Below are 13224 nucleotides of genomic sequence, written 5' to 3'. Positions count from 1 at the left end.
GGTGGAAGGTTTGTTCCACCACTTCCGGTTCGGCTGGTGGAGGGGGGACCACGACCGGGGCGGGCGTGGGGACCGCTTCTGCGGGTTGGCTGCGGTTCGGGTGGATCACTAGCTCCAGCGTGGCGGTGCTGATGTCGCTGACCCAGCGCTGGGTGCCGCTGTTGGCTTTGCCGTTATCCGGGTCATCGCCAACGCGCACTATGTAGCGGTAGCGTGCCTGCAGATCGACCCAGTCATGGAGCCGGGCAGTCACTCCCAGACCAGCCAGCGGTGCCAGGTTGTCGTCCCCGCCGTTGACTGATTCTACGTGATAGATATAGCCACCGCCCTCGGCAAAGAGCGAGAACATCTCGCTGAGCGGCAGGCGGCCAATGACTGACAGCGTGGCTCCCTTGCTGTTGAAGTCATGGCCGCTGATATCCCAGTCACCGGTGGAGAGATAGCCAATCTCGGCCCCCAGATTTTCCGTGAAGTTGTAGCCGCCAAACAGGGAGAGCGCAGTCGCATCCTTGCCGACATCCTGACTGAAATCATTCAGATTGTGGGCAATGGCCCAGCCACCGCCGACCCCGGCATACCAGTCGTGAACCGGTTCCGCTTGTGCGCCTGTGCTCGCCAATGCCAGTGCAATCCACACAGGTTTTACTCTTATGTTCATCGCGTATCCTCGTCGATGTTTGGTGTAGTGGGGTTGCCTGCTGGTCAAACCCCACACTTATGTATAGGTGACGGGCTGCTTTTAACCACCAAAGAGGTATGGGGGCCGCCCGCTGCGAACCTGAATCATGGACGCGAGACGGTAAGATGGAGAGGTCACAGAGGAGAGTTACAAGATGGGCGAAATGAGCGGCAAGAAAAAGGAGGCCAGGTGGCCTCCTTGCTATGTCGGATGACAGGATTACTGTTTGACTTGTTGCACGCCGGTGACGCGCACTTCAACGCGGCGATCCGGCGCCAGGCAGGAGATCAGCTGAGCCTTGCCCTTGACGCTATTGCACTGGGTACCGGTGACAGGATTGGCTTCACCGCGACCTTCGATGGCAACTTTGCCAGCCGGCAGACCCTTGCCTACCAGGAAGTCGGCGACGGTACGAGCGCGCGCTTCGGAGAGTTTCTGGTTGTAGGCGTCAGAGCCGATGCGGTCGGTGTAACCGACGACCACGGCGCTGCCATCTTTCGGCTGAACCTCAACGATCTGCTGATAGAGGGTGTTGAGCGCTGCGACACCTTCTGGCTTGAGGGTCGATTTGCCAAAGGCAAACAGCACATCAGAGCTCAGGGCGAAGTTTTTGTCGACCAGTACCGGCTCGGGAACCGGCTCAGGGGCGGGGGCGGCAACCGGGGCAACATAGGAGGTGCGGTTCGGGTGCAGCACCAGCTCCAGGGTGGCGACGCTCATGTCACTTTCCCAGGTTTTCTGCTCGCTGCCCAGATTCCACAGATAGCGGTAGCGGGCTTGCACATCGATAAGGTCAGAGACCTTGGCGGTCAGGCCCAGACCCGCCAGCGGCGCAGTGCCGTTGTCGCTGTTGCCATTACCGTTGACGTGATTGAAGTAGGCACCACCTTCAGCAAACACTGAGAAGATGTCGTTCAGCGGCAGACGGGCGATGCCGGAGAGGGTTGCACCCTGGGTTTTGAAGTCGGTTCCGTCAACGCCAGCACTGCCAGCGTAGAGGTAGCCCAGTTCAGCGGCATAGTAGTCGTTGAAGTTGTAGCCGCCGAACAGACTCAGTGCGGTGGCATCTTTATCGGTATCCAGACCCTTAACATCATCCAGACCGTGGGCATAAGCCCAACCTGCACCGATACCGGTGTACCAGTCATCGGCGGCTTGTGCTGTGGTCCCTGCGGCGGCCAGCGCCAGTGCAATCAGGGTAGGAGCCATTTTGAGTTTCATCGGTTTATCCTCGTTGTGTTAGCCCATGTCGGGCAATGCACTTGTTTTTATTGCTGCGAAAAAATCGCCAGCAAAGCAGATAGCGAAGGCTTTTGGACTCTCATGATGCATTGGCGTCATGGACAACAGACCGGACACGAAGCGCTTTTTAGTGCTTATCCAATACCTTACAGGCGCAACTACTCTATGCTTTTGGGCGTTAGCAGGCAAGTTAAGGGGGAGATGTGACAGGCAAGCGGGGGAGGGGGAAATAGATATGCAAAAGGGGATGCGTTAGCATCCCCTTTTCGTAGCATTCAAGTCAGTTCAAATTACTTCTGAACTTCTTGTACGCCAGATACACGTACTTCTACGCGACGATCCGGAGCCAGGCAGGAGATCAGCTGGGCTTTAGCGGTAACGTTGTTGCACTTGGTGCCGGTTACCGGGTTAGCTTCGCCACGACCTTCGATAGCAACTTTGCTAGCGGCCATACCTTTGGTTACCAGGAAGTTGGCAACGGTGCGAGCACGTGCTTCAGACAGCTTCTGGTTGTAAGCGTCGGAACCGATACGGTCGGTGTAACCAACAACAACAGCGTTGCCATCTTTCGGCTGGAATTCAACGATTTGCTGATACAGACCGTTCAGGGCTGCAACGCCTTCCGGCTTCAGAGTCTCTTTGCCGAAGGCAAACAGTACGTCGGAGTTCAGAGCAAAGCTCTTCTCAACCATCTGCGGAGCAGGGGCCGGAGCTTCTGCAACAACCGGAGCTGCTACCGGAGCAACGTAGGAAGTGCGGAACGGGTGGTATACCGCTTCCAGAGTAGCAACGCTCTGGTTGGACTTGTAACGGTCACCGTTGTCAGCGTGCAGGTCAGCAACGTCCCACATGTAACGGTAACGAGCTTGCAGATCCAGCGCGTCGTTTACTTTGTAAGTCACACCAGCACCAGCCAGCGGGGAAACTTTAGTGTCGCTTACACCCAGACCGTCGGTGTGAGCCCAGTAGGCGCCGCCTTCAGCAAACAGGGAGAAGTCGTTGCCAACTGGCAGACGAGCGATACCGGACAGGGTTGCGCCCTGGTTTTCGTAGCGGTTGCCGTCGGTGTTACCACGACCGGCATACTGGTAGCCCAGTTCGGTACCGAAGTTTTCGGTGAAGTTGTAACCAACAAAGGCGTTAGCTGCAGCAGCATCTTCTTCGCCTACGTTGGTGCTTTCGATCTTGTTCAGACCGTTGAAGTGAGCAGCACCAACACCGGCACCGAAGTAGATGTCGTCAGCAGCGTGAGCAGCGGTAGCACCCAGAGTAGCCATAGCGATGGCAATCAGGGAAGGAGCCATTTTCATCATAAAAAAATCCTCGTTGAGATCGCACGTTGTTCACGTGCTTCGCACTTTTTAATTTATGTAAACTGCAGCTCCGCCGTACTGCTGGCGTCGAGTCTGGCAGGTGACCCGGAGGTTCCGGGTTTGCACACTCTCCTGGTGTGTCTCGTGCGCTGGTTCGGTACGCAGAACGTAATAAACCGCTACCAGGCAGCTGGCGTCATTCCAATGACGAGGCGCACTCTATGCCGATTTGAAAACATGATCAAGCTCACAAATGAGCCTTATGGCAAATTGTGTCGTGTGGATAACTGGCTGTTTATCCAGATTAATTAGTGATCCAGATAGGCCCGGTGCAGTTTCTTTTCAAGCTTCATATAGGCCTGAACCCAGTCAGAATGCGGGTTGGCTGGATATTCTCTGGCCGTAAAGACTGCGAGGTAATCTGCCTCCGTTGCACCCTGTAACAGGGGGGTGAAACCAGTCAAAAAATGGCGTGCCAGATAGGGGTCTAATGGCCAGATATTGAGGATGGCCCGCGCCACTGGCTGAACCGCAGCTGAACAGAGAAAATGGCGGTGTCCCGCCTCCAGCCAGACGGCCATCTCGGCCATGCCAGATTCGGGTACCAGACCACCATCACCCGGGGTGGTCGCCAAGGTCATTGTTTGTCCATTGACGGTGATAATCTGGCCGTTGCTATGCAATGTTCCATCGTGGCTGCGCAGAGGCAAATCCTGGTGGTCCAGTTCTAAAAACAGGCTGCATTTGTCTGACAGGGTCACCAAGACCTCGTTGGCCTGGCTGTGCAACAGGCCCGGGAGCCAGAATGCTTCGGCGCGATATTGTTCACCCTGATGGAGTTGTCGCTGCAGTTCTGCGGAGCTGGAAACGGGGTGCAGGCGAGAGATAATGCCGGGAAACGCCATACTTATTCCTCTTTATGGGTAGCCGGCAGATTATACGAGTTATTAGGGGGGCCACAATATGGGTTTCTTTTCGAGACTGTTTACCTGAAGCGGCTGAGCGATTACCATCCGCGATGAAGACAAGGGTTGTCGCCGAAAGGCGCTCATAAAGATAGAGGCTCGACCATAACGAGTCCGCACAAAACTGATACACTTGACTACGAGTCGTCGCGAAAAATAAGGCGGAGTAAATCCGCCAAAAACGGAGTATGGAACATTATGAATTCAAATATCGTCACTGTTGGCAAGAAGATCCGTCAGATCCGCGAAGCGGTTGGTTTGAGCCGTCCGAAGTTTGCTGATCTGCTGGGTGTTCCCCCCACCACGCTGAAGAACTACGAGCTGGGTTATCGTGAAGTGGGTGGCGCCTTCCTGGTTGCCCTGGCTCACCACCCGGATCTGCACAAGTTCACCCTCTGGCTGCTGGCAGACAAAAAAGTCGCCGAAATCGGCCAGATTGGACCGGATGATCTCGCCAAGGCGTGATCATCAATGTGAATAGAAATGTCGCCTGCGGGCGGCATTTTTTTTGCCTGAAAATCAGCATCCTGGCGCCTGCATTTTCGTTATCTGTGCTCTATATAGGGCTTTTGCTCAAAAAATCTTGGCAAACCACCATAAACCTCAGAAAATTCCTACCCTCAAAACCCGGTTCATCTCGCATGATGCGAAATAAGTGAGACAAGTATGAGTCAAACCACCCCCAAGGCCCGCGATGGCTTTACCAGCAAGTTCGGCGTGCTCGCCGCCACCTTAGGCTCTGCCGTCGGCCTCGGTAATATCTGGAAATTCCCCTATCTGACCGGTGAAAACGGTGGCGCCAGCTTTTTGCTGGTCTACGTGATCGCGACCCTGCTGGTCGGTTTGCCGGTGATGATCTCCGAGATCATGCTGGGCCGCAAAAGCAAGACTGATGCGGTGACTACCCTCAGCAAGCTGGCACCCAAGGGCCAACCCTGGTGGCTGATTGCGGTGATGGGGGTGCTGGCAGCCTTCCTGATCATGTCTTTTTACTCGGAAGTGGCTGCCTGGGTGTTTGCCTACATCTTCAAGGCGATCGACGGCTCCATTCTCTCCACCGATCCCAAGGTCACCGGCGCTGCATTTGGCGCGCTGATCAGCAACCCGCTGCAGAGCCTGCTGTGGCAGTGGCTGGTACTGGCCCTGATGGGCGGCATCTTGTTGATGGGGGTCTCCAAGGGGATCGAAGCGGTCACCAAGAAGTTGATGCCGGTGCTCTTTATCCTGTTATTGATCATTGGTGTCCGCAGTTTGACCCTGCCGGGGGCGAGCGAAGGTCTCTCCTTCCTTTTCTCGCCAGATTTTTCCAAGATCACCGCAGGGGTGGTGTTGACCGCCATGGGGCTGGCCTTCTTCAAGCTCTCCATTGGCATGGGCTGCATGATGACTTACGGCAGCTACTTCCGTGATGACCAGAACATTCCGGTCACCGCCTTTCGGGTGATGTGCGCCGACCTGTTTGTCTCCATGCTGGCCGGTATCGCCATCTTCCCGGCGGTGTTTGCCTTTGGGTTTGAGCCGACCGCCGGTCCTTCGCTGCTGTTCATCACCATTCCTGCGGTGTTTGCCAGCATCCCGTTTGGCCATGTGTTCATGGTGCTCTTCTTCGTGCTGTCAGCCATCGCGGCTACCGGCGCCATGCTCTCCATTCTGGAAGTGCCGGTTTCGGTGCTCTCCGAGCGCTTCAAGATGAGCCGCCCCAAGGCGACCCTGATCAACCTGCTGGTGCTGGGGGCGGTCGGTTCCACCTGCGCGCTCTCCAATAACGTGCTGGCGGATGTGCAGATTGCGGGCAAGACCTTCTTCGATCTGTTTGACTACCTCTCCTCCAACATTCTGATGCCGCTGGGCGGTATCTTCCTCTGCCTGTTTGTGGGCTGGGTATGGGGCGAGGAGAAGATGCGCGATGCCCTGAGCAATGGCGGCGAGCTGGCTTTGCCAATCCTCAAGCCACTGTTTTTCATCATCCGTTACGTGTCGCCCTTGCTGATCCTGATCGTGATGCTTAAAGGGTTGGGGCTGTTCTAAGCCTGCCGTTTGGTCATAGCAAAAGAGCGTCGTAAGGCGCTCTTTTTGTTGGTGCGATGGGCGTGAGGGTTACAGTAACCCGAGGCGGCCCAGTTCATCCTTGAGCTGATCGAGGTTGCGCTCGACACAGGCTTCCCCTTCATTGATGGCGTCGCTGGCGCGATGAAAATCCATGATGGATAAGCTGCCAAGGCGTGGGCAGAGCTGAATGTCTGGCGGGTCACCAGCCATCCGGGCACGGGTGATCCGCTCCTGCATGATGTTGATGGCGCCGCTCATCACGCTCCACAGACCGGGCGTAGCGGGGGGCGTCTCCCCTCTATTGAGCCACTGACTGAGCAGACCGCTGCTGCCCGGTTGATCCGGTTGATCCGGTTCATCGGTCCAGGGCTGGTGCATGTCAGTGTTGAGGTTGACCGCAATCACCACCTCTGCGCCCATGGCGCGGGCCAGCGAGATGGGCACCGGATTGACCACGGCGCCATCGACCAGCCAGCGGTCGTTCACCCGGGTCGGGGTGAGGATCCCCGGCATGCCGCAGGAGGCACGTACCGACTGGCGCAGCGGGCCCTGTTGCAACCAGATCTCGCGGCCGGTATCGAGTTCGGTGGCGACACAGGCGAAGGGGATCGGCAGGGACTCCAGCTCCGGGTTGCCCAGATGGTTGGCAGCAAGGCCAAACACCTTTTCACCACGAAACAGCCCGCCAGAGAGGGCCGGGTCGAGCAGGCTGACCACCTGCAGGCGAGTAAAGCCGCGCACCCATGACTCCAGCCGATCCAGTTCTCCGGCGGCATACGCAGCACCAACAAAGCTGCCGATGGAGCAGCCAGCGATCAAATCCGGTTTGATACCGAGACGCTCAAGAGCGCGGATGACGCCGATGTGGGCCCATCCTCTGGCGGCGCCGCTCCCGAGAGCGAGCCCTACGCGGGGTTTACGTGGCACGACTTTCCTCCAAAAAGGGGTGTGAGGGATCAGCTTACGTCGAGAGTCATCAGGCGTCACCCTGCCATTTTTCGCTGCGGTTGCGGCCGTTGGCCTTGGCCTGATAGAGCGCCTCGTCGGCACGGCGCACCGCCTCCTGGAGCGGGGTGCCATCTGCGTGGGGGTGATAGCCGAGGCTGATGGTCACGGCCAGCGCAGGTTCAATGGCTCCCCAGTCATTACCGGCCACGGCGGTTCTGAGCCGCTCCGCCATGTCGGCGAGCTGCGTGTCGTTGCAATCGTTGACCAGCAGCAAAAACTCTTCGCCGCCCCAGCGGATCAGGCAGTCTTGTTTTCTTAGCTGTTGCTGACAGAGCTGCACCAGCCGGATCAGCACCTTATCGCCCACGGCGTGGCCGAAGTTGTCGTTGACCCGTTTGAAGTGATCCGCATCGAACATCAGGATCCCCGGCCGCTGTCGCGTCAGCTCGCCTGATTGCTCCAGTCGCGCCAGATAGTGGCGGTTGAAGGCGCCGGTGAGGGCATCATGACAGGAGAGATAGTTAAGCCGCTGGTTGAGACGATGGGATCTCAGGTTGGAGAGGACCGCCAGCAGCATAAAGAGGATGGCGAGCAGGGTCGGCGTGGACTGGCAGAGCATGGCCCACACCAGCGGCAGTAGGGTGACGTTGTGCACCAGCCGCAAGGGGGTGTCCGGGATCGCCAGGGTCAGTTGCAATGCCCCCTCTCGCCACTGGTACTCTGCGGTTGGCTCGGTGTTTTTCGGCACCACCGGCTGTAGCGCACTGCTGGCCAGTACCTGTTGGTAATGATTGAGCAGCAGATACTCACCCAGCGCCGGTGTCAGTTGATTGAGTTGCGATTGTAAGCGTGAGAGCAGGATATCCATGCTGATCATCCCTACCAGCGAGCCGTCCTTGTAGAGAGGCTGGGACATGGTGACCATGGTGCCCAGTCCGGCAAAATCTTCGTAGGGGCGGGAGAGAATGGTGTCCCGGCTGGGGTTAGGTGACATCAGCGCATCCTGCCAGTAGTGCTTGTCATAGATGCTGCGGGCAAAACGAAACTGGCTGGAGGGGATCCAGGGATAGAGGTAGATGAAGTTGTCCACCCCGGTGAAGTAGGCCCAGGCGATCTCGTTGCCAAGGCGCTGGCTGGCGGTGGCCAGCAAGGGGGAGAGGCTCAGCGCCAAATGAAGTTGCGCCTCCCGCGAACTACCGGGGGGTGGCAGCGGGCCGTCACCGGTGAGGTTGCCCGCCAGTCCGGCCGGTAAATCGTCCGGGAGCTTGTCGAGGGCCAGCCCCTCTGGCAGCGCCTCGATATGGCGATAGAGCTGACGGGTGAGCACCGACTGGGGGTCGCTGCGCAGTCGCTCTTCGGCCTGACCGCGCATCGCCTCCAGAAACACTTCGGTCTGTTTGAACCGATCCCGCAGGTAGATGGCGCTGTTGAGGGTACCGCTCTGGTAGAGGCGTTCTATCTGTTTCTGGCTTTGCCGCAAGGTCAGACCAATCAGCAGGATGACCACGGCGAACAGGAGCCAGGTCAGGCGTGTGAGAAAGCGGTGGTCAGACATTTTGGGCATAGGCAGTCAGTCGGGTTGCGAAAGAAATTGTCGTTAGTGTATGCGAGCTGGTCTGAAAAAAAACTGAACCGACCAAGATGCAGTGATCTCGCGCCACGCCTGTTACGTTTTGTCACATTTATACATAGTTACGGCATAGTATGGGGCTAAAATGGCCCCAATCTGGATTTACCTTCCTACTCTTCATGGATTGTTCGATGAAAATGCGTATCTGGCTCGGTGTGGGCCTTTCCTTGATTGTGATTGCTGCTGTCTGGACCATGCGCCACAGCGAACCCGCCGCCAAAGCCCCGGCCAGAGAGGTCAATATTCGTAGCCAAACGGTCGCGCAGAGTCTGGCTGAGCCGACCCTTAAACTGGTGGGCAAGCTGGTTGCCAACAATTCGGTGGTGATCAGCCCCGAGGTGACCGGTCGCATCGTCAAGATTGCGGTGCAGTCGGGTCAGCAGGTCAACCAGGGCGATACCCTGATTGCGCTGGATACCGGCAAGCAGCAGGCGGCGGTGGCCGAGCAGAGTGCCAGCCTGCGCGATGAAAATCGCAAGCTGGGGGAGATGCGTAAACTGGTGGCCCGTGGCGCCGTGACCCAATCGTTGCTGGATGGGCAGGAGGCCATGGTGGCGCAGGTGCAGGCGCGGCTCGATGCCGCCCGATATGAGCTCTCCCTGCGCACCTTGCGGGCGCCGTTTGCTGGCACCGTGAGCCTGATTGATCTGAGCGAAGGGGCGCTGGTCAACAGCGGCGATACCCTGCTGCATCTGGATGAGATCGACAAACTGCGCCTCGATCTGGCGGTGCCGGAGCGTTACCTCTCCCTGCTGAAACCGGGCATGGCGGTCACCGCCACCAGTACCGCCTGGCCGGATCAGCACTTTAGCGGCACCCTCACCACCCTCGATAGCCGCGTTTCCAACGATACCCAGAACATCAAGGCGCGGGTGATGATCCCCAATGACAGCGGCCAGTTGCGGCCGGGCATGTTACTCAACGTGGCGCTGGCGCTGCCTGCCCAGCAGCTCACCCTGATCCCGGCCCAGTCGGTGGAGTACGCTGGTGAACAGCGCTTTGTTTACCGTCTCGAGGCCGATGGCCGGGTCAAACGGGTGCCGGTGGTACTCGGCGAGACCGAAGGGGAGACCGTCTGGGTCACCGAGGGGCTGAAAGTGGGGGATCGCATCGTGGTCGAGGGCTTGGTCAATCTGCGTGATGGGGTGCAGGTGCGTGATCTGGCCGAGGTGAACGGCTGATGTGGCTCTCCGATATTTCAGTACGCCGCCCGCTGGTGGCTGTCGTGCTCAGCGCCCTGCTCACCGTGTTCGGGCTGGTGGCTTTTTCCAAGTTGACGGTACGGGAGATGCCCGATGTGCAGACGCCGTCGGTCTCCATCACCACCATGTATGAGGGGGCAGCCCCCTCGGTGATGGAGAGTCAGGTGACCAAACCCATCGAGGATCAACTCTCCGGTATCAGCGGCATCAAGAACATCAACTCCATGACCCGTAAGGGGCGCTCGATGATCACCGTCGAGTTCAAGCTCGGCTGGAACATGGTGGAAGGGGTCTCTGATGTGCGCGATGCCCTCTCCCGGGCAAAGGACAAGCTGCCGGATGATGCCGATGATCCGCTGGTGACCAAAGACAGCGGCAACGGCGACGTGGCTATTTGGCTCAACTTCAGCAGCAGCCAGATGGACCGCACCGCCATGACCGACTACGCCAACCGCGTATTGGTCGATCCCCTGAGTCTGGTGGATGGGGTGAGCGAGGTAGAGCTCTCCGGTGACCTGACCCAGGTGATGTATGTGCGGCTGCGGCCCGCGGATATGGCGGCCCGTGGCATCAATGTGACCGATGTGCAGGATGCCCTCAAGCGGGACAATATCGAGCTGCCGGGCGGCGAGATCCGCAACAACAGCATGACCATGGCGGTGCAGATCGCCCGGCTCTACCACACGGCGGAGGATTTCCAGCAGTTGCAGATCCGCGCTGCCGCCAACGGTCAGAGCGTCTATCTGGCCGATATCGCCGATGTGGCGGTGGGGGCCAAGAACGAAGACAGCGCCTATCAGCGCAACGGCAAAGAGAGTCTGGGTATCGGCATCGTCGCCCAATCCACCGCCAACCCGCTGGCGGTGGCGCAGGGGATCGAGCAGAAGCTCGGCGAGATGCAGCGCTTCCTGCCGGAGGGGGCCAAGCTCGAGGTGGATTACGACTCCACAGTCTTTATCAAGCAGGCCATCGACGAGGTGTATGAGACTCTGGCCATCTGCGCCGTGCTGGTGGTGGCGGTGCTCTATCTGTTCCTCGGACAGGCCCGCACCACCTTGATCCCGGCGATCACCGTACCGGTGTCGCTGATCTCCGCCTTTATCGGCGCCTGGTACTTTGGTTTTTCCATCAACCTCATCACCCTGCTGGCGCTTATTCTGGCCATCGGACTGGTGGTGGATGATGCCATCGTGGTGGTGGAGAACATTCACCACCATCTGCAGCGGGGTGAACCGCCGCTGCTAGCCGCCTGGCACGGCACCCGCGAGGTGGGCTTTGCGGTCATTGCCACCACCGCCGTGCTGGTGATGGTGTTTGTCCCCATCGCCTTTATGGATGGCATGGTGGGGCGGCTCTTTACCGAGTTTGCGATCCTGCTGTCGCTCGCCGTGCTCTGCTCCTCGCTGGTGGCGCTGACCCTGACCCCGGCCATGGGCTCCTGGCTGATGCGCCCGCTGGATAAGCCGAATCGACTGACTGCCGGGCTCGATCGTGGCATGAGCTGGCTGGAGGGGATCTATCGCCAGCTGCTGGCGTGGGTATTGCGCCGCTCCCGCTGGATGCCGTTGCTGTTGCTGCTCTGCCTTGGCGGCATTGGCGCGCTGTTTAGCCAGATCCCCAACAGTCTGACCCCCACCGAGGATCGCGGGGTGGTGTTCGTCTTCGTCAAGGGGGCCGAGGGCACCAGCATAGAGCGGATGAAGCGCAATATGCAGCAGGTGGAGTCAGCCATCATGCCGATGCTGGGGCAAGGGGTGGTGCAGGCGCTCAGCTTCAGTACCCCTGCCTTTGGTCGCGGTGGCGATCAGACCGGCATGGCGATCATCCAGCTCACCGACTGGGCCGCGCGCGATATCACCGCCAGTGAGTTTGCCCGCACCCTGGGGGGCAAGCTGTCAGGTATTCCTGATGTGATGATCCGTCCCTTTATGCCGGGTTTTCGTGGTGGGTCCACTGCGCCGGTGCAGTTTGTGCTGCAGGGTAACGACTATGGCGAGCTCTACCTGCAGGGACTTGAGCTGCAAAAGGCGGCGCTGGCCAGCGGCCTGATGCTGAGCCCGGATCTCGACTACGCCGAGAAGACCCCCGAGCTGCAGGTGACCATCAACCGTGACAGCGCCAGCCAGCTTGGCATTCCGGTCTCCACCGTTGCCAACACCTTGCAGGCGATGTTGGGCGGGGTGAGCAAGACCACTTATGTGGACCGGGGCGAGGAGTATGACGTTTATCTGCGCGGCAACCAGACCGAGTTCAACGGTATCTCGGATCTTGGCCGCATCTACCTGAAAGCCGCCAACGGCGAGATGGTGAGCCTCTCGACCCTGGCCACCGTCAAACAGGTGGCAACCGCCAACCGCCTCAACCACTACCAGCGGCAGAAGGCGATTACCCTGACGGCCGACGTGCACCCCGACCACACCCTCGGCGAGGCCCTCGATTTTCTCGATGGCTGGGCCACCACCAATCTGCCGACCGGCATGACGGTGGATTACGCCGGTGATTCCAAAGATTACCGCGACAATCAGGGGGAGATGGCGCTGGTGTTTGGCCTCGCCCTGCTGGTGGTCTATCTGGTGCTGGTGGCCCAGTTCGAGAGCACCCTGACCCCGGCGGTGGTGATGATGACGGTGCCGCTCGGCATCTTCGGTGGTCTCTTGGGCCTGTGGCTAACGGGGCAGGAGATGAGCATCTACAGCCAGATCGGGATGATCATGCTGATCGGCATGGTGACCAAGAACGGCATCTTGATCGTCGAGTTCATCAACCAGCTGCGCCAGCGCGGGGAATCGTTCGAGGAGGCGATCATCGCAGGCTCGGTGCGCCGTCTGCGGCCGATCCTGATGACCTCCCTCACCGCCATTATCGGCGCGGTGCCGCTGATGCTCTCCATGGGGGCGGGCTACGAGAGCCGGATGGCGGTGGGTACCGTGGTGTTCTTCGGCTTGTCACTGGCAACTTTGGTCACCCTGCTGGTGGTGCCTGCCATCTACCATCTGCTGGCGCGCCATGCTGGTATGACAGGGGCGCGGGATCAGCAGGTTGACGAAGCGCTGGCCGCCAAAGGGGCAGGGGAGTCGCACCCTCCGGCGCCCTGATCCGCGCCTTGGCTTGAACGCTCACTTGAACTCTGACCCGAACCCTGACTTGAACCCAAGCGGGGCCGGTTGTCGGCCTTATCATTACAAGGGCGCTTGCG

At 59.1% G+C, this 13224-nt stretch carries 10 protein-coding genes; 4 read left to right on the top strand and 6 right to left on the bottom strand.

What is annotated here, in order from left to right:
* From CF137_RS11930 to CF137_RS11915, 4 genes are all read right to left on the bottom strand, one after another.
* The coding region (locus CF137_RS11930; RefSeq protein WP_153227366.1) for an outer membrane beta-barrel protein at positions 1-658 on the bottom strand (658 nt) is incomplete at its 3' end.
* A 240-nt stretch (positions 659-898) separates the two neighbouring features.
* Positions 899-1900 (bottom strand): porin OmpA, encoded by a 1002-nt coding sequence (gene ompA, locus CF137_RS11925; RefSeq protein WP_139719223.1) that lies wholly within the window; start codon positions 1898-1900, stop codon positions 899-901.
* A gap of 311 nt (positions 1901-2211) precedes the next feature.
* A complete protein-coding gene (gene ompA / locus CF137_RS11920; protein WP_068978722.1) occupies positions 2212-3234 on the bottom strand; it encodes a porin OmpA in 1023 nt (340 codons plus the stop codon).
* 308 nt (positions 3235-3542) lie between these two features.
* Positions 3543-4139 carry a hypothetical protein gene (locus tag CF137_RS11915; protein WP_139719222.1) on the bottom strand — a complete coding sequence of 199 codons (597 nt, stop codon included), beginning with the start codon at positions 4137-4139 and terminating at the stop codon, positions 3543-3545.
* Between the two features lie 258 nt (positions 4140-4397).
* Here CF137_RS11915 and CF137_RS11910 point away from each other — a divergent pair, with 258 nt between their 5' ends.
* Entirely contained in the window at positions 4398-4664 is a 267-nt protein-coding gene (locus tag CF137_RS11910) for a helix-turn-helix domain-containing protein (protein ID WP_005338367.1), read from the top strand.
* A gap of 201 nt (positions 4665-4865) precedes the next feature.
* Positions 4866-6227 carry a sodium-dependent transporter gene (locus CF137_RS11905; protein WP_101325378.1) on the top strand — a complete coding sequence of 454 codons (1362 nt, stop codon included), beginning with the start codon at positions 4866-4868 and terminating at the stop codon, positions 6225-6227.
* 69 nt (positions 6228-6296) lie between these two features.
* Here CF137_RS11905 and rssA read toward each other — a convergent pair whose 3' ends face one another.
* Both rssA and CF137_RS11895 read right to left on the bottom strand, forming a co-directional pair.
* Entirely contained in the window at positions 6297-7175 is an 879-nt protein-coding gene (rssA, locus tag CF137_RS11900) for a patatin-like phospholipase RssA (RefSeq protein ID WP_139719220.1), read from the bottom strand.
* Between the two features lie 49 nt (positions 7176-7224).
* Positions 7225-8760, bottom strand: coding sequence for a sensor domain-containing diguanylate cyclase (locus CF137_RS11895; protein ID WP_139719218.1), 1536 nt, complete (start codon positions 8758-8760; stop codon positions 7225-7227).
* Positions 8761-8957: 197 nt separating this feature from the next.
* On the opposite strand from CF137_RS11895, the gene CF137_RS11890 reads away from it, so the two are divergent.
* Together CF137_RS11890 and CF137_RS11885 are read left to right on the top strand one after the other, a co-directional pair.
* Positions 8958-10007, top strand: a complete 1050-nt coding sequence (locus tag CF137_RS11890; RefSeq protein WP_162515498.1) for an efflux RND transporter periplasmic adaptor subunit — start codon at positions 8958-8960, stop codon at positions 10005-10007.
* Positions 10007-13123: an efflux RND transporter permease subunit gene (locus CF137_RS11885; RefSeq protein ID WP_139719214.1), complete on the top strand. Its 3117-nt coding sequence runs from the start codon at positions 10007-10009 to the stop codon at positions 13121-13123. The genes CF137_RS11890 and CF137_RS11885 overlap by 1 nt, the downstream gene beginning before the upstream one ends.
* The last annotated feature ends 101 nt before the right edge of the window (positions 13124-13224 follow it).

Origin of the sequence: Aeromonas sobria, from assembly GCF_006243315.1 — a bacterium.
Classification (GTDB): domain Bacteria; phylum Pseudomonadota; class Gammaproteobacteria; order Enterobacterales; family Aeromonadaceae; genus Aeromonas; species Aeromonas sobria_A.
The sequence above is the reverse complement of the archived record's forward strand: the minus strand, read 5'-3'. Positions and strand labels throughout refer to the sequence as shown.